The sequence below is a fragment of the Roseibium porphyridii genome (assembly GCF_026191725.2).
In the GTDB taxonomy this organism is placed as follows: domain Bacteria; phylum Pseudomonadota; class Alphaproteobacteria; order Rhizobiales; family Stappiaceae; genus Roseibium; species Roseibium porphyridii.
The window spans coordinates 106,917-123,761 of record NZ_CP120863.1; the positions used below are offsets into that span (position 1 = coordinate 106,917).

General features: G+C 54.4%; 13 protein-coding genes and 2 pseudogenes. 8 read left to right on the forward strand and 7 right to left on the reverse strand.

The features are described from left to right. Positions 1 to 54: 54 nt before the first annotated feature. Positions 55 to 171: pseudogene (locus K1718_RS00560) on the reverse strand (transposase); the annotation flags it as partial. Positions 172 to 643: 472 nt separating this feature from the next. Here K1718_RS00560 and K1718_RS00565 point away from each other — a divergent pair. Together K1718_RS00565 and K1718_RS00570 are read left to right on the forward strand one after the other, a co-directional pair. Continuing rightward, a complete protein-coding gene (locus K1718_RS00565) occupies positions 644 to 1,141 on the forward strand; it encodes a GntR family transcriptional regulator (protein ID WP_285806053.1) in 498 nt (165 codons plus the stop codon). A gap of 198 nt (positions 1,142 to 1,339) precedes the next feature. After that, entirely contained in the window at positions 1,340 to 2,428 is a 1,089-nt protein-coding gene (locus K1718_RS00570) for a TRAP transporter substrate-binding protein (RefSeq protein WP_265680095.1), read from the forward strand. Positions 2,429 to 2,680: 252 nt separating this feature from the next. Here the strand turns inward: K1718_RS00570 and K1718_RS00575 are convergent. The 5 genes and pseudogenes from K1718_RS00575 to K1718_RS00595 all read right to left on the reverse strand — a co-directional run. Continuing rightward, positions 2,681 to 3,590 (reverse strand): annotated as a pseudogene (locus tag K1718_RS00575) (IS3 family transposase); the annotation flags it as partial. A gap of 184 nt (positions 3,591 to 3,774) precedes the next feature. Further along, entirely contained in the window at positions 3,775 to 5,058 is a 1,284-nt protein-coding gene (locus tag K1718_RS00580) for a TRAP transporter large permease (RefSeq protein ID WP_265680094.1), read from the reverse strand. After that, on the reverse strand, positions 5,055 to 5,528 hold the full coding sequence (locus tag K1718_RS00585) for a TRAP transporter small permease (RefSeq protein WP_265680093.1): 474 nt from the start codon (positions 5,526 to 5,528) through the stop codon (positions 5,055 to 5,057). Before K1718_RS00585 ends, K1718_RS00580 begins: the two co-directional genes overlap by 4 nt. Further along, positions 5,521 to 5,901, reverse strand: coding sequence for a cupin domain-containing protein (locus K1718_RS00590; protein WP_265680092.1), 381 nt, complete (start codon positions 5,899 to 5,901; stop codon positions 5,521 to 5,523). Before K1718_RS00590 ends, K1718_RS00585 begins: the two co-directional genes overlap by 8 nt. Beyond that, complete coding sequence (locus tag K1718_RS00595; protein ID WP_265680091.1) at positions 5,898 to 6,875, reverse strand: TRAP transporter substrate-binding protein; 978 nt, start codon at positions 6,873 to 6,875, stop codon at positions 5,898 to 5,900. Before K1718_RS00595 ends, K1718_RS00590 begins: the two co-directional genes overlap by 4 nt. A 513-nt stretch (positions 6,876 to 7,388) precedes the next feature. Between K1718_RS00595 and K1718_RS00600 the strand changes: the two genes are divergently transcribed. Genes K1718_RS00600 through K1718_RS00620 form a run of 5 tightly spaced genes read left to right on the forward strand, consistent with a single transcriptional unit; the run spans position 7,389 to position 12,689 of the window. Beyond that, the gene (locus tag K1718_RS00600; RefSeq protein ID WP_265680090.1) at positions 7,389 to 8,909 is read left to right on the forward strand and encodes an ABC transporter substrate-binding protein; all 1,521 of its coding nucleotides are present in this window, start codon (positions 7,389 to 7,391) and stop codon (positions 8,907 to 8,909) included. Positions 8,910 to 8,963: 54 nt separating this feature from the next. Further along, entirely contained in the window at positions 8,964 to 9,884 is a 921-nt protein-coding gene (locus K1718_RS00605) for an ABC transporter permease (RefSeq protein WP_265680089.1), read from the forward strand. Then, complete coding sequence (locus K1718_RS00610) at positions 9,884 to 10,756, forward strand: ABC transporter permease (RefSeq protein ID WP_265680088.1); 873 nt, start codon at positions 9,884 to 9,886, stop codon at positions 10,754 to 10,756. The genes K1718_RS00605 and K1718_RS00610 overlap by 1 nt, the downstream gene beginning before the upstream one ends. After that, positions 10,753 to 11,751: an ABC transporter ATP-binding protein gene (locus K1718_RS00615; protein WP_265680087.1), complete on the forward strand. Its 999-nt coding sequence runs from the start codon at positions 10,753 to 10,755 to the stop codon at positions 11,749 to 11,751. The genes K1718_RS00610 and K1718_RS00615 overlap by 4 nt, the downstream gene beginning before the upstream one ends. Beyond that, the gene (locus K1718_RS00620; protein ID WP_265680086.1) at positions 11,748 to 12,689 is read left to right on the forward strand and encodes an oligopeptide/dipeptide ABC transporter ATP-binding protein; all 942 of its coding nucleotides are present in this window, start codon (positions 11,748 to 11,750) and stop codon (positions 12,687 to 12,689) included. Before K1718_RS00615 ends, K1718_RS00620 begins: the two co-directional genes overlap by 4 nt. 47 nt (positions 12,690 to 12,736) lie before the next feature. On the opposite strand, the gene K1718_RS00625 is transcribed toward K1718_RS00620, so the two are convergent. Further along, on the reverse strand, positions 12,737 to 13,219 hold the full coding sequence (locus K1718_RS00625) for an Lrp/AsnC ligand binding domain-containing protein (RefSeq protein ID WP_265680085.1): 483 nt from the start codon (positions 13,217 to 13,219) through the stop codon (positions 12,737 to 12,739). A 116-nt stretch (positions 13,220 to 13,335) separates the two neighbouring features. On the opposite strand from K1718_RS00625, the gene putA reads away from it, so the two are divergent. Next, complete coding sequence (gene putA, locus K1718_RS00630) at positions 13,336 to 16,827, forward strand: bifunctional proline dehydrogenase/L-glutamate gamma-semialdehyde dehydrogenase PutA (protein WP_265680084.1); 3,492 nt, start codon at positions 13,336 to 13,338, stop codon at positions 16,825 to 16,827. Positions 16,828 to 16,845 lie beyond the last annotated feature (18 nt).

Sequence of the window (16,845 nt, forward strand, 5' to 3'; positions counted from 1 at the left end):
GGGCCAAGCTGATCAGTTCAAAATCGACTTGCAATCGGAGAGCCGTCAATAGAGATAGAACGTTGCCTCAGCAATCCCCATCTTCCGACAAATCTCGCTAATTGTCGTACCAGATACCGCTTGCCTCAACGCAAACGCGAACTGCTCATCTGAAAACCGTTTCTTCGGCATCGGCACACTCCTCTCTCACTAGGAATGTACCCAAAAATTCACAGTCAATTCGGATCAGTTTCAAGAGTCAAGACCAATCTGGATCTCCAAAAAATTGGATATTTCTGTATAATCGTATATCGCATAGGCTCTGACGAGACCGATTACCTCACAGCTTTTTAGGTCTGTCAACAGACTGTCGAATAAAATTTGGAATTGATGAAGTATTGTGCAGTAGTGATATAGAATCGAACAGATCTATGATTGCCCGGATCGAAGCAAACTAATAGACCGGCTCTATAGGTGCCATTGGCTAGGGATATACTGTGACAAGAGAGCTTGAGCTAAACCCAAAACCTGAACCTTCGGGGCAATCTGGTGTTTTGACTTTTTTGCCGAGCGTATTTCTTACGATCGCGTAACTGCCCCCCAATATGTCGTCCGAATACTGCGGGAAGCCATCGTCACAGGTGCTTTTTCAAGCGGAAAGGCTTTGAACCAGGACCGGATAGCGAGGGAACTGAACACCAGCAAGATCCCGGTCAGAGAAGCTCTACGGGAACTTGAGGACCAGGGCCTGGTCTATTTCGTGCCCAACAGAGGCTTCGTCGTCAAAGAAACGTCCTATGCGGAAATGATCGAGTGCTTCAAGCTTCGTCAGATGCTTGAGCTCTTCGCGGTCCGGGAATCGGTGCTGCTCTCGACACCGGAATACGTGGCACAAATCGAAGCCATAATCGATGAATTCGAAACCTTGACGGATCCGATGGTGTCGAGCCACTGGTACCTGAAACTGCATTTGGCGCTCTACGCTCCGACCGGAATGGAGCAACTGCGGGAGATAATCACGAGAGCCCACACGGTCGCTCACAGGTATACGCACATCTATATGTGCCTGACCCAGGATGAGGCGGAGACCCAGGAAGAGCACCGCGCCATTCTGGAAGCCTATCGACGTAAGGACGTCAATTTGACAGTTCGCTTGATGTAAGCCCATATCGGCGTTGCATGTGAGCGTTTTGCGGCTTTTTTGAAAGATCGATTATTGTAAAAAATTCGGGTAAGTCCTTTTTGTCTATCGGAGACATAGATCAGGGCTATTTGCCCCATAGCCTGCCCCAAAGGAATATTGCAGCATGGCAGGAGACTATCCTGACCTGCCGAATTTCAATAAACTGAGGGGACCACAATGAATCGCCGTTCATTTCTAAAAAGCGCAGGCGTCGCTGGCTCTGCGGGCGCGGCAGTCTTGGCTACACCTGCCATTGCGCAAGAGCGCAAAACAGTGACAATCGTTTCCAGTTTTCCCCGAGACTTTCCGGGTCTCGGCATGTCTGCGCAGCGGCTTGCGCAACGGATCACCGATCTGTCGGACGGACGTCTACAAACCGAATATTTTGCCGCCGGTGAAAGGATCGGCGCGTTCGACGTGTTTGACGAAGTCGCGTCAGGAAACGCACAGGCCTACATTTCTGCAGACTACTACTGGATCGGCAAAGACCCTGCCTTTGCCTATTTCACCTCGGTGCCGTTCGGCATGACGATGCCGGAGTGGAACGCCTGGATCAAGTTCAAGGGCGGCCAGGAACTTTGGGATAAAGTCTCCGGTAATTTTGACCTGAAGGCTCTGCCCTGTGGTGGCACAGGGACACAGATGGGCGGCTGGTTCAACGTCGAAATCGAGTCCGTTGACGATCTCAAGGGTCTGAAAATGAGGATCCCAGGACTCGGCAGTACGGTCATGACCAAACTCGGCGTTTCAGTCGTGTCGCTGCCCGGAGGACAGATTTACGAGAACCTTGTCGCCGGGGCGATCGAAGCAGCAGAGTGGGTCGGGCCCTACAACGACTACTTCATGAAATTCTACGAAGCAGCCAAATACTACTATATGGCTGGCATGCATGAACCTGGCGGAGGCAACGCGTTCGGCATGAACAAAGATTGGTGGAGTAGCCTCTCCAACTGGGAGCAGGCCATAATTGAGGCTGCATGTATGGAAGAAAACGCCGCTATGAATGAAGAGTTTTTGGCAAACAACGGCCTCTACCTTCAGAAGCTCGTTGATGATCACGGCACAGTTCTCAAGCAGTTTAATGACGAAACGTGGGACGCCTTTGGTGAGGCTGCTGCAGAGGTGTTTGAAGAGACGAGAAGCCAATCTGCGCTCGTAGCTGAAGTTGATGATCACTACCGCGCAGCGCTTTCCGAACTCGGAACGTTTAGGATGGGAGCAGAAATAGCCTACTCCAACCAGCGAAACAGAGTATTAGGCCTATAACCTCTAAGTAATTTTGATAAACTCCCCTGGGGTCATCAGCGGGCCCCTACCTTATCGGCGAGTCTAAGGCTCGCCGATTTTTATTTCGAAGACTCAACCATTTCCGTAAGCAAGTCCTTGGGCATTCTGACCGATTGGCGACGTGATCTGCTGAACTGAACCATTTGTAGGTTTGACCTGCCCCACTTGAGTGGTCCGATTTGATTGTTAGTGCATGCTCTGCTGGAGCTCACCCCGCTTCTGGTCCGGTTTTCATGCAACTTTTCGGGTTTTGGTCTGTTGGGTTGCAAAGTCGCTCGGCGTCAAGTTTCCGAGCGATGAATGCGGCCGGTTTTCGTTGTAGTCGATCCTCCATTCATTGATCTGGGCCCGTGCATCTGCCATGGACAGGAACCAGGAAGCGTTCAAGCATTCTTGCCTCAGACGGCTGTTGAAGGCTTCAATGTAAGCATTATCCGTTGGTTTTCCCGGCCTGGAGGAGTCCAATTCGACTTTGTTCAGATAGGCCCACTGGTCAAGTAGCCGGCAAGCGAACTCGGGGCCGTTGTCAACACGAATGCTCCGGGGCTTTCCTCGGACCCGCGCGAGGCGATCCAGTTCATCAATGACCTGATAGGCTCGGAAGTTGGTCCTCGCAGCAGTCGCGAGAGCCTCTCTCGTAAAACAGTCGACAACGGTCAGAATCCGAAACGGTTTTCCGTCGAAAAGCTTGTCGGACATAAAGTCCATTGCCCAGACATCGTTCATGCCATCTGCGGCGGAGCGACCTGTCCGATATCGGCATGCCCGACGGCGTTTGGGCCTCTGGTGCGGATCGACAGGCCTTCTTCGCAATACAGCCGATACAGGCGCTTGTGGTTTACATGCCACCCTTCGCGCTTCAGAAGGATGTGCAAACGGCGATAGCCATACCGAACCCGGCTTTCCGCCAAGTCCTTCAGGCGCATCCGCAATTCCACTGCCGGGTCTCGCCTGGAACGATATCGATGGGAAGCCCGCCCAAAGCCCATGGCGTCACAAGCGCGTCGTTCAGACACTTCAAAGACATCCTGATAGTGGCTCACGACTTCTGGGCGGCGGACAGGCTTCACCACTTTTTTCTCAAGGCATCCTGAAGCATGGTCTTGTCCAGCGTCAGATCGGCCACAAGGCGTTTCAGTTTTTCAACGATGACACTTAGAACCAGAAAGCGGAACTCCAAACACAGGAGCGTGCTTTCAACAGCCAAATCTCATGGTGTGGTTAACATGACAATCTTTGCGACACGCCCGTTTGACGAGAGACCGTTGAGTGAAGCGGCAGCCAAGATCCATTTGTCTTGGCCGCCGTATTATTTGAGCCTGATCTTACTGAAACATACTTGGTAATCCCGTGACTATACCGGGAAACAAGATCATCAGAACTAGGACCGCGATCATAACCGCCAAAAACGGCACCAGATGACCAAATGCGCTGGCGAGCGATATCCGGGCGACGCGGCAGGCCGCCATCAGGTCTATACCAAGCGGTGGTGTGTTTGCTCCGATCGCAAGGTTTACAGTCATCAGAATACCGAAATAGACCGGATCCACCCCATAATGGCCTAGGATTGGTAGAAAAACCGGTGCGAGGATCAGAATGATCGCAATCGACTCCATAAACGTTCCAAGCACCAGCAGAATTCCCATCATAATCAAGAGCGCGACAGTGGTGCTGTCGGTCGCCTGAGTAATGCCCGAGACGGCCAACTGGGGCACGCGTTCGGCAGCCAGGACCCATCCAAAAATAGACGCCGCGGCAATGACTAGAAGAATGGCGCCGGTGATTTCGGTGGTTTCCCTCAACAGTTTGGCAACCGTCGCCCAGTCAAGAGCACGATATACAAAAAGGCCGATGAACAAGGCATAGGCCACGCCTATGCCCGCCGCCTCTGTTGGCGTGAACAGGCCCGTGCGGATGCCTCCGACAATGATGATCGGCGCGAGCAACGCAAGAAAAGCTTCGCGAAAGGTTTTTCTCAGGCGCATCCAGCTAAATGGATCGCCGCCGCTCCAGCCATTTCGATAGGATTGCAGCCATGCCACAGCCATAAGGCCGAGACCAAGCAGAAGGCCAGGTACGATACCGCTCACGAAAAGCTGGCCGACCGACGTTCCGGTCACCGTACCATAGACAATCAAAACAATGGAAGGTGGAATCACAGTCCCGAGTGAACCTGCGCAGCCCAGGGCCGAAGCGCTGAAACCCGGATCGTAACCGCGTTCGCGCATTGCAGGCACCATCATCGTTCCGATAGCAACGACGTCGGCCACACCCGATCCGGACAACGAACCAAATAACAAACAGGCAACAACCATGACGATCGCCATGCCTCCCGTTCTCTTGCCAACGATGGCAGAGCACAGGGCAATGATGCGCGGAGCCAGCCCTCCATGCACCATCAAAAGCCCGGCAAGCACGAACAAAGGAATGGCAAGAAGCGTAAAGCTGTCGATACCGGCTACAGATCTTTGGGCCACGACGATCATTGGAGCCGTGTCTGCCACAAGCAGATAGACAACTGCGGACAGACCCAGCGCGACAGCTATCGGAGCATCGATCAAGACGAGCACAACGAAAACTGCTAAGAGCAGAAACAGCGTAAAGGTCATTTCCGCCAACCTCCAAGCGCCAGGACGAGCAGTGAAAGAGCGCTGCAGACCGGAAGCGAGAGATAAAAAATTCCGACCGGGAGGGACAGTGCTGTTGTGCTATGTGACCAGGTAAGCTGGGTCAGCGTCGCTCCATTTAAACCGAGCACAATCAAAAAAATGGAGGTGGCCCAAACGGCCAGAACTCGAATAAGTTTTCGCAGACCTGAGTCTCCGAAAACCAGATCAGCGAGCCCTGCGCGAAAATGGCTTCCACGCACAAATGCCGAAACGGAACCGATAAAAGTCAGCCAAACCAGGAGAAGTCGTGGCAGTTCTTCCGCCCAACGTGGTGTGGAATCGAGCAGATAGCGCGAAAAAACCACGTAGACGACTATTGTGGAAAATGCCGCGACAAGGACAGAACCAATCCAGCGATTTGCAAGGTCGAGTCTTCGCAGTATGATAGAAACGGTTGCAGGCTCAGCCACTACCGGATCCACCGTCAAGCTTGCCACACAGCATGCATTCGTCGCAGTAAACTGCGACCACCACCCACTCGTCAGACAACACCTCAACTTCATGTTCAAGTCCGGGCGGCAATCGCAGGGCTGTTCCCTCGGTCATGACGTATTCCTTGCCATCGGCACGCAAGACGGCCTGCCCCTTCAGTGTGAGCGTGACTTCGTCCCTGGGGTGACTGTGAGGGCGGGAGCGCGCCCCCTTCTTCCCGGTTGTTACAGCTAATTTGAGAAAGCCCTCGCCACGTTCAGTCGGTGAAAACAGGACTTTCTGGCTGAAATCGTAAAGTTGCATCGGTGTAACCGATGCAACTTGTTTCAGCTCTGGTCGTTGCCGGCTCATTTACGGTAACTGTCCAAAATCGTAATCAACTCCGGACCAAACACCTCGGCTTGTTGTTCCCAAACCGGAGCCACGGCTTCGACGAACGCGGTCTTGTCGACCTCATTGAACTGCATGCCTTTGGATTCGAGTTCCTCAACAAGTCTAGCCTCAACGGCAGCCGCCATTGCCCTCTGTTCTTCGGCCCAATGCTGCGCTGCTTCCCTGATTACGGCCTGATCCTCAGCCGAGATTTTGTCCCAAGTCGATTTGGAGATAGAAAGGCTTGCCGCGCCAAAGATGTGCTGACTGAGCGAAATGTATTTCTGCACTTCATAGAAGGAAGCCGCGTCGATGATCGACAAAGGGTTCTCCTGTGCATCGAACAAACCCTGCTGCAGAGCTGAATAGAGTTCGCCGAAGGACAGCGGTGCAGGCTCTGCACCGAGACCCTCAAAGGCAGCCAGCCGCACCTTGTCCGGTGTCACACGGATCTTGAGACCTGTAAGGTCCGCTGGCTTTTCAATCGGCCGTTTGCTGTTGGTGATGTTGCGGAAGCCGGTTTCCCACCAGGAAAGAACGACAATACCTTTCGATTCTAGCAACGCCTCAAGCGCATCGCCCAAGTCTGCATCAAGGGCTGTGAATGCCTGCTCGCGGGACGTCCAGGCATAGGGCATTTCAATGATGCCCATCTTGGGTTCAACCGACTGAAAGGAACCGCTGCCGATCACCCCAGCTTGCACAGACCCGAATTGGAGACCCTCGATTACGTTTTTTTCGCTGCCGAGCTGTCCGTCCGCAAAGACCTCTATCGTGACGCGGCCTTCTGTTTTGTCGGCAACGTCCTTCGCGAAGCCTGTCGCGGCTTCATGCCAGCTATGCGCCTCCGGCAGCACGTGTCCAAGGCGGATCGAGACATCTGCGATCGACGTTGTTGCAGAAAGTGCCAGCGCGGCTGCCGTCAGAGCGAAGCTACGTAAGGTATTTACCATTTCAAACCTCCGGATTTATTTGCGGATCAATGAAAAGGCACTTGGAACCTCTCCTGCAAATAGGCCTTGGCTATGGCTTTTAGAACGACTGGCAATACTCGACGTTGTTGATGCAGTTTTAGGCTATTGCGCCCACGCTTGTAATCTTATTTTTCTATTTCGCCGACTATCTTCACATTCTTTTACTATGGTTTCCCGCCGAGCTCTTGGCCGTATCGGTCATGTTAACGCTATCTAACTTTCAAGCTTTGCTGACAGTAGATGCTCTCCGGTTCGAGCGCCTCAATCAAAGGCAGTTCGCCCATATAGGCATCAGCCCATGTTTCAGCGCGCGACTGACACCGGCAGAATACTCGAAATCCTGGCAGCATTCCGCCAAAATTATGACTTCCATAGTCAGCAGCTATTTGACCGTAACACCTGCGAGCACTCTCATTTACGTAGAGCGGGCGCTGAAACCGAAGCATATCGGAGCGTGATCGCTTTAATACGATTACCCAGAGGAAATAAACAATGCGAATTACAAGACTGAGCGGCCTAGTGGCCCTCGTGAGCGCTGCTGCTCTTGGTTTGGCTGATCCCGCATTTGCCGGCAAGGCAGAGAACACATTGAATGTCGCCTTTGCGGCTGAACCTGAACCCCTCGACACTTACAAAATTGCCGGTCGCGAAGGACTTATACTGGCGCGTCATATCTATGATGGTCTGCTCTACAAAGACCTCGATACCGGCGAGTTTAAACCGGCTCTCGCTGAAAGCTGGGAGTTCACAGGCCCACTCACCATGGAATTCGACTTGCGTCAGGGGGTAAAGTTCCACAATGGTGCGGACTTTACGGCCGACGATGTCGTTTCCACGCTCAACAAGGTCATCGGCCCGGAATACGGGACCCGGTATTCCATTTCGGTTGACTGGATTGAAAGCGTCGAAAAACTGGATGACTTCAAAGTCCGCATCAACATGGCCAAACCTTTCGCCGGCGCCGTGGAGATGCTGGCCGATGCGCTGCCGATTTATCCGCATGAATTCTTTGAAGCCGAGGGTTCGGCCGGTATAGCTCGCACCCCGATCGGCACGGGTCCCTACAAGTTGGTCGAGCAGGAACCGGGCGTGCGATACGTCTTGGAACGTTTTTCCGACCACTACACCGAAAGCCCCAAAGGTGACGCAAGCATCGACACGATTGTCGTTCGTGCGATCCCGGAGATGAACACTCAATATGCCGAATTGATGGCTGGCGATCTGGATTGGATCTGGCGTATTCCACCCGATCAGGCGTCGCGTCTTGAGGGCCGTACGCAAATCCTCAGCGCTCCCATTATGCGGATCAGTTATGTCGGGTTCGCGCCGGATTCCCTTGGTGGAGAAAGCCCGATCGCCCAACAGAAGGTACGCCAGGCGTTGATCCATGCGACCAATCGCGGTGCCATTGTAGAGGCTTTTGCTGGCGGGGCCTCCAAGGTGCTCAACACACCATGCAATCCGGCGCAATTCGGGTGCACGCAGGACGTCGTGAGCTACGACTATGATCCGGAAAAAGCAAAGTCGCTCCTTGCTGAGGCGGGATACGGTGATGGTTTCGAACTGGAAATGATCTTCGCCGCTATGCCGAGACCAACTGCGGAAGCGATTGCGGCCGACCTGGCAAATGTTGGTGTCACGCTGAACCTCAATGAACAGCAGTACGCTGCCGGCGTCGGTCAATGGCGCAAGAAGGAGGTTCCTTCTTTCTACTCAAACTGGGGCAGTTATGGCATCGGTGATGTAGTTTTCATCCTGTCCAACTTCTTTGGCGGCGGTGCGGATGATTTGGTTCAGGATCAAGAGCTTGCGGACTGGCTGAACAAGGCCGACACCGCATCCGATAGAGCCGAGCGGGAGGATCTCTATGCCAAGGCCGTCAAACGTATCGCCGAGCAGGCCTACTGGATGCCGATGTACAATTTCAATGTGAATTACGGACTGTCACCAGACCTGTCTTTCACCCCGCATCCTGATGAGTTTGCCCGCTGGTGGCAGGCAAGCTGGAAATAAACTCTGGAACTGGCGGGCAGGATTTCCTGCCCGTCTGATGGAGTCCATGCCGAAATGATCCAGTTCATTTTGAAACGTCTATTTGTAGCGCTCTGCGTCTGCGTTGCGGTCTCAGCTATCAGTTTCGCACTGATGTTCTTGTCAGGTGATCCGGCCATTGCCATCGCCGGATCGGGCGGCCGTGCCGAGGATGCCGAAGCAATACGCATCGCCTATGGTTTTGATCGGCCTATTCCGATCCAATATCTGGATTGGGTCTGGTCGGCGATGCGGGGGGACTTCGGTCAGTCCATTTATTTCAACATTCCTGTTTCAGAAGTGATTGGCAACCGCATCGGCGTTACCTTGAAACTCGGGATTACCGCGTTTCTTGTCGCCCTGGTGATTGCAGTTCCACTTGGCATTGCCGCCGCGCTGAAGCCCAATGGGCTTATCGACCGGATGGCGCTTGTCATCGCTGTGACCGGTCAGGCTATCCCAAGCTTCTGGCTGGGCTTGATGGCGATTGTTGTCTTTGGTGTCTGGTACGGTTGGGTGCCGATTTCAGGTGCCCAGAAGTGGCAGGGCTACATCCTTCCGGTTCTTGTACTGAGTTATTATGCAATTCCCGCGATGATGAGGATCACGCGTTCCGGGATGATCGGCGTGTTGGGCAGCGAATATGTCAGGGCCGCAATTGCAAAAGGGCTGCCGCAGCATCGGGTCATTTTGGGACACGCCTTGCGCAACGCGGTTCTCCCTCTGGTTTCGCTCGCAGCTGTTCAGCTTGGCTTGCTGCTATCCGGTTCAATCGTGATCGAAAGTGTCTTTGCGCTCAACGGTATGGGACGCCTTGCCTGGGAATCCCTTTTGCGCAGCGACTTGCCGGTGGTTCAGGCGATCATTCTTCTGCTGTCCTTGCTTTATGTGGTCCTCACCACAGCCGCCGATATCGTCAATGCGCTGCTCGATCCCAGACTTAGAGGAACTTCCTGATGAGCGACGCAGCCTTGCCCAACAGCTTTACGGCATTCCGCCGCCGCGCTCTGCGGAACTCCGGCATAACCATCGGCGGTACAATACTTCTGGTGTTTGTCGTCATGGCGGTCTTTGCACCTCTGCTTGCTCCGCATGATCCATTCGCCCAGGACCTGAGCCGCCGTTTTTTGCCTCCCTTCTGGCAAGAGAGGTCGGTGCCGGAGCATCTGCTCGGCACGGATCACCTTGGTCGCGACTATCTATCAAGACTGATCTACGGCGCTCGGGTCTCGCTCGGTGTGGGGATTGGCGTAATCGCTATTGCAAGTGCAATCGGCATCACATTGGGGCTTCTGGGCGGCTACTTCGGTGGGCGTGTCGATATAGTGATCAGCTTTATCATAACGACCCGGCTTTCCTTGCCGATCGTGCTGGTCGCACTCGCCGCTGTTGCCGTCGGCGGGGCTTCCCTGCAAACGCTTGTGACAGTCATGGGGCTCTTGCTGTGGGACCGGTTCGCTGTCGTGACGAGGGCGGCAACCCAGAGCCTGAGAAATCAGGAATTCATCATGGGACTCCATGCAATCGGCGCCGGAAGTATCCGAATTTTGTTCCTTGAGATTCTCCCCAACATCCAGAGCACGATATTGGTTGTGGTCACGCTGGAAGTGGCAAATGTCATTCTACTTGAAGCGGCGCTTTCGTTTTTAGGGCTTGGCGTCCGGCCACCAACACCGTCCTGGGGTCTTATGATCGCGGAAGGCAGAGATAACATTTTGTTTGATCCGTGGCTGATCGCTCTGCCTGGGAGCCTCCTTTGTGTGCTGGTGCTGGCGGTGAACCTGTTTGGTGACGGTATGCGCGACATTACGGGGCCTAAAAGAAGATGACCGAGACGCTGTTGGATTTGCGCAATCTGCATATCACCCTGCCCACTGAACAAGGTGACCTTCATGCGGTGCGCGGTGTGGACCTGAAGATTGAACCTGCGCAGACCTTGTGTCTTGTCGGAGAATCCGGTTGTGGAAAGTCTCTGACAGCAAGTGCCTTGATGGGCCTGACACCACGCTACGCAAGGACGAGAGCGGGCAGCTATAACGTTTGCGGCAATGACATCACCGACGTTGATTCGCCGGCTCTGAAACGCCTGCGCGGCGATGCAATGGCCATGATTTTTCAGGATCCGACAGCGGCGCTCAATCCGACGCTCACCATAGGTCAACAACTGACCGAAGCCGTCATGCTTCGCGAAAAGCTGTCGCATGCAGAAGCCGACACGCGTGCCATCAATCTGCTGGAGCGTGTCGGAATTGCGCGGGCAGAAACGCGCCTTGCACGATATCCGCATGAGTTTTCAGGGGGGCAGCGACAACGGGTTATGATCGCGCAGGCTTTGATGAGCCAACCCCGATTGTTGATCGCCGATGAACCGACAACAGCCTTGGATGTGACCATTCAGGCGCAAATTCTGGTTCTGCTCAAGGAACTGCAGGATGAACTGGGCCTGGGCATCTTACTGATTACGCATGATCTCGGTGTGGTCGCCGCAGTGGCGGATGAGGTTTCGGTGATGTATGCGGGTCGCATAGTCGAACACGCCGATTGTGATGCATTGTTCGATCTTCCGTTTCACCCCTATACACAGGGACTGATGCGCGCCATTCCGGTTCCGGGTGTCACTCCTCGCGGCAGCCACCTGCCAGCCATTCCCGGTCGCGTTCCCAGCCTGATAGGTGAAATGCCGGGATGTGCATTTCGCGAGCGCTGTTCAAGCGCAGGAGCCGATTGCGAAAGAGGTTCGGTTCCCCTGCATCGGGTTCAGTCGATCGGTAAATCCGAGCGAAGCTTCGAATGCCACCGCGTTGAAGGAGGACCCCTGGCGTGACCTCTCCATTGATTGAAGTGGACAATTTACGCAAGTCATTCCATCTGCGCCGCGGAATGTTCAAGCCGTTGGAAGAGTTGGTCGCCGTCGACAATCTGACGCTGCATGTTAACGAGGGCGAAACACTCGGGTTGGTCGGTGAATCGGGTTGCGGCAAAAGCACGGCTTTGAAATTGATACTTGGGCTTTCTCCTGCTGATGGCGGTAGCATCCAGATCGCCGGGCAGCATGTTGACCTGATAGATGTTTCAAAACGTGTCCGTCTGATCCAGCCGGTTTTTCAAAACCCGAACGCCTCACTCAATCCTGTCCGCTCCATACGTGATCTGGTCGCGCAGCCTTTGAAACTTCACGGAGGCTCCGGTGCGGGCAGGAAGGCAGATGAAATGCTGGAACGTGTCGGGCTTCCGGCACGTCTAGCGAGTGCGTATCCGGGTGAGTTGTCCGGTGGGCAGCGCCAGCGTGTCGCAATTGCACGTGCGCTTATCCTTCGTCCGAAAGTGTTGATCTGCGACGAGCCGACGTCCGCGTTGGATGTTTCGGTGCAAGCACAGGTGATAAACCTGCTGCTGGATCTTAGACGTGACCTTGATTTGACGATGATTTTTGTAACCCATGACCTGTCCGTGGTCGAGCATCTGGCCGATAGGACAGCCGTGATGTATCTGGGCAAGAAAGTCGAAGAGGCGGGCACGGAAGATCTTTTTGCTAGCCCGCAACACCCTTATACGAAATCGCTTTTGTCAGCGATGCTGTCACCGACCTCACGGCAGAACCTGCCTGATGTTCCGCTTGGCACCGCGGCGGCGGACCCCTTTGCGAAAACACCGGGTTGTGCGTTTGCCCCCCGTTGTCCAAATGCATCTGATATCTGCGAAACCAAACCACCAGAACTGAAGCGGCAGAAGTCTGGAATGGTTGCCTGTCACCTGCAGTAGCCCCTTTGGCCCTGCAGGTGCTGCGGCGATGCATTTCTACCCGCAGATCAGCTGCCTGTGATCCCTCCGTCTTTGATCGCCTCCATGCTTACATAGGTCGAAGAACTCGCCACATGAGGGAGTGTGGAGATCCGTTCTCCAAGGACCTTTCTGTATGACTGAATATCGGTTGTTCGCACTTTGAGCAGATAATCGAAAGGACCGGCTATCATGTGGACCTGTTCAATCTCCGGCACGGTCATCACCGCGGCGTTGAAATTGCTCAGTGCGGCTTCGGTCGTGTCGTGCAACTTCACCTCTACAAACGCAACATGGGTCAAATCGAGTTTTTGCGGATTGAGCAGCGCACGAAATCCGAGAATGTAGTTGCTTTCAATGAGACGTTTAAGCCGTACAGTACAAGGAGTTGCTGACATCCCGAGCTTTTTTGCGAGCTGTGTTATGGCAATCCGGCCATCCAAGGCAACAATTTCAAGAATCTTCCGATCGAATCGGTCTAATTCACTATCTTTTTTAAATTTGATCGCCATTTCACACGCCGAAGGAGGTATTTTTAGTTTTTTCCAATTGTGAATTTTTATTTTTAAGTCAAAGTCACTTTGTGGGCAATGGTATGATTACTCAACTGTTTTGTTGGAGCTGCACCATGACCAAACTTTCCACCCTTCGCCGGCACATCCGCGACCTGCATCTGGCGGAAGAACAGGAGGTATTGTCAAAACTTGTTTCAAAAGACGGGCTGAGCCATGACGAAACGATCCGGGTGTCTGAGCAAGCGGCTGGTCTCGTCCAAAAAATAAGAGACACAGCAAGTCCTGGGTTGATGGACGTGTTTTTGGCCGAATACGGACTTTCGACCGACGAGGGCGTATCGCTCATGTGCCTTGCCGAAGCATTGTTACGGGTCCCTGATGCGCCCACAGTTGATGATCTGATTGAAGACAAGATCGCGCCATCCTCCTGGGGAGCTCATCTAGGAAACTCTAGCTCGCCGCTTGTAAACGCGTCGACTTGGGCGCTGATGCTGACAGGCAAGGTACTGAAACAGCCCGAAACAACCAATCTCGCCGATACTTTACGCGGAGCAGTCAAACGGCTCGGGGAACCCGTCATCCGGACAGCGGTCAAGCGGGCCATGAAGGAGATGGGCCACCAGTTCGTACTCGGCCAAACCATCGCGGAAGCTGTGAGGCGCGGCAAGGCGAATGAGCGGAAGGGATATACATATTCCTACGACATGCTCGGTGAAGCCGCATTGACGGCTACGGATGCGGCAGGCTTCTTCAACTCTTATGCGGATGCGATCCAAACCCTCGCCAGGGAGGCCACGCATCCTGAGCCACGCGACAATCCCGGAATTTCCATAAAGCTGTCGGCGTTGCATCCCCGATATGAAGTGAGCCAGAGCGCGCGGGTCATGGACGAACTTGTTCCACGTGTCAAAGAACTGGCTCTTTTGGCGAAGAATGCGGGCATGGGTCTCAACATCGATGCGGAAGAGGCCGACCGACTCGATCTTTCGCTTGATGTGATTGAAGCCGTTGTCCGGTCGCCCGAATTTGCCGGATGGAGCGGTTTCGGTGTTGTTGTGCAGGCCTACGGAAAAAGGGCCTCATCGGTTCTTGACTGGCTCTATGCTCTCGCGGAGGAGCTCGACCGGACGTTTATGGTGCGTCTTGTAAAGGGTGCGTACTGGGACACGGAGATCAAGCAGGCGCAAGTGGACGGAACGGCTGGATTTCCTGTGTTCACACATAAACCGGCAACCGACGTTTCCTATATCTGCTGTGCCCGCAAGCTTCTGAACTATGGCGATCGGATATATCCGCAGTTCGCCACACACAATGCCCACACGGTCTGCGCCATTCTTGAGATGGCCAGGGACGGTCAGGCTTATGAGTTTCAGCGCCTGCACGGTATGGGAGAGTCATTGCATCAGCTGGTGAAGGATGAAGAAAACACACGCTGCCGCATTTACGCACCCGTCGGCGCACACCGCGATCTATTGGCCTATCTTGTCAGACGGCTCTTGGAAAACGGCGCGAACAGTTCATTCGTCAATCAGATTGTCGATAAGGAAATCAGCCCGCAGGTTATTGCCTCGGATCCCTTTGTTGCACTTCAAAAGATCGGATCCGCACAGAACAAGGCGGTTGTCCGGCCACCAGACCTCTTTAGGCCAGAACGTGTGAACTCCAAAGGCTGGGATTTGCGCCATCGGACAGACCTGGATGGTTTTCATGCGGCCCGTAATCGTTTCAAGTCACATCAGTGGGTGGTCACCCCGACTATTGCGGGCGAGGTCTGGGCCGCGGAGGCAAGGGAGGTCCACTCGCCCTCTGATCCCTCAGAGATTGTTGGATATGTCTCCCACACAACGCCGGAACAGGTGGAAACCGCACTGAAGAGCGCCCGCAGCTGGGCCGGTGCCAGTGCACAGGAGCGCTCAGATACCCTCAACAGGGCCGCAGATCTTTATGAGAAATCCTCCGGTGAGATTTTCGCCGCCCTGAGCCGCGAAGCCGGTAAATCCGGGCCAGATGCCATAGCCGAAATCCGGGAGGCTGTCGATTTCCTACGGTATTATGGTGCAGAGGCGGTGCGCCTGGGCGGTTTTCAAGAGCGCGGTGTCATCTCCTGTATTTCACCGTGGAACTTTCCTCTGGCTATCTTTACCGGCCAAATTGCTGCAGCCCTCGCGGCTGGAAACGGAGTGTTGGCAAAACCGGCCGATCCGACACCCATTGTTGCGTCCATCGGAGTTCGGCTGTTGCACAAAGCCGGAGTTCCCTTGTCTGTATTGCAACTGGTTCCTGGAGCGGGCTCGGTTGTCGGCGCCCGGATAACCACCGACCCTCGGGTAAACGGCATCTGTTTCACCGGTTCGACTGGAGTCGCCCAGAAAATCAGCCGGGACTCTGCAGAGCGGCTGGAACCGGATGCCACCTTCATTGCGGAAACCGGCGGGTTGAACGCCATGATCGTCGATTCCACTGCATTGCCCGAACAGGCGGTCAAGGACATCGTGAACTCTGCGTTCCAGTCTGCGGGGCAGCGCTGTTCGGCGCTTCGGGTGCTCTATCTGCAGAAGGACATCGCCGATACCTTTCTGGAAATGCTTTTTGGGGCGATGGACGAACTAAGGCTCGGGAATCCCTGGGACCTTGCCGTCGATGTCGGTCCTATCATCACAGAAAAAGCGCGCCGGGAAATTCAGGAGCACGTGGACACGGCTTCAAGGGACGGAAAGTTGCTTAAGCAGGTGAAATACCCGGGTCAGGGGTACTTCGTCGGGCCCGCCGTGATTGAGGTTTCTGGTGTCCAGGACCTTGAAAAGGAAATTTTTGGTCCGGTGTTGCATGTCGCCTTGTTCGAAGCCGATGAAATCGACCGGATCATCGAGTCCATCAACGCCAGCGACTATGGTTTGACTTTTGGACTGCATACGCGGATCGATGATCGTGTACAGCATATCACCAGCAAGCTGAATGTCGGCAATATGTATGTAAACCGCAATCAGATCGGCGCAATTGTCGGGTCTCAACCCTTCGGAGGCGAGGGGCTTTCAGGGACAGGTCCCAAGGCCGGCGGACCACATTACGTAAAACGGTTCAAGAAGCTGAACTTGCCGCTCAACGCGGTCGTAAGTGGCGAGACTGCCGATTTCCAGATTGTCCAGTCGGTGTTGTCGTCTGTTCAGGCGGAGCCTCCTATTGCGTTGGAAACCCGTGACATGCCCGGTCCGACAGGAGAATCCAATCGCTGGTCAACCTATGGCCGCGGGACTGTTTTGTGCCTCGGACCAAGTTTGGCGGATGCTTTGGAGCAGGCTCGGATCGCCCGTGAAGTGGGCTGTACGGCGGTCGTCGTTGTGCCGGAGGCCTCCGGAGATCTGAGCGTTTCTGGCTTTCTGGACCGCGGTGCGCTGGCCACCCTAGAAGGGTTCGATGCAGTCGCTCTCTGGTCTGACCTTTCAGATCTGACCGAAGCCCGCAGGGCGCTTGCGCGGCGGAAAGGGCCTCTAATTCCGCTTATAGCTTCGGACGCGATGGCTGATTTTTGCGTGTTGGAGCGTCATCTGTGCATCGATACGACGGCCTCCGGCGGCAACGCGTCGCTTCTCGCAGCTCAGTTGTAGAAGGCATATTTTGTCCGA

Excerpts from the sequence above, each read along its gene's own strand:
- K1718_RS00610 (WP_265680088.1), top strand. The coding sequence starts at position 9,884 with ATGAGCGACGCAGCCTTGCCCAACAGCTTTACGGCATTCCGCCGCCGC.
- K1718_RS00590 (WP_265680092.1), bottom strand. The coding sequence starts at position 5,901 with ATGAGCCGGCAACGACCAGAGCTGAAACAAGTTGCATCGGTTACACCG.
- putA (WP_265680084.1), top strand. The coding sequence starts at position 13,336 with ATGACCAAACTTTCCACCCTTCGCCGGCACATCCGCGACCTGCATCTG.
- K1718_RS00600 (WP_265680090.1), top strand. The coding sequence starts at position 7,389 with ATGCGAATTACAAGACTGAGCGGCCTAGTGGCCCTCGTGAGCGCTGCT.
- K1718_RS00615 (WP_265680087.1), top strand. The coding sequence starts at position 10,753 with ATGACCGAGACGCTGTTGGATTTGCGCAATCTGCATATCACCCTGCCC.
- K1718_RS00605 (WP_265680089.1), top strand. The coding sequence starts at position 8,964 with ATGATCCAGTTCATTTTGAAACGTCTATTTGTAGCGCTCTGCGTCTGC.
- K1718_RS00570 (WP_265680095.1), top strand. The coding sequence starts at position 1,340 with ATGAATCGCCGTTCATTTCTAAAAAGCGCAGGCGTCGCTGGCTCTGCG.
- K1718_RS00625 (WP_265680085.1), bottom strand. The coding sequence starts at position 13,219 with ATGGCGATCAAATTTAAAAAAGATAGTGAATTAGACCGATTCGATCGG.
- K1718_RS00580 (WP_265680094.1), bottom strand. The coding sequence starts at position 5,058 with ATGACCTTTACGCTGTTTCTGCTCTTAGCAGTTTTCGTTGTGCTCGTC.
- K1718_RS00595 (WP_265680091.1), bottom strand. The coding sequence starts at position 6,875 with ATGGTAAATACCTTACGTAGCTTCGCTCTGACGGCAGCCGCGCTGGCA.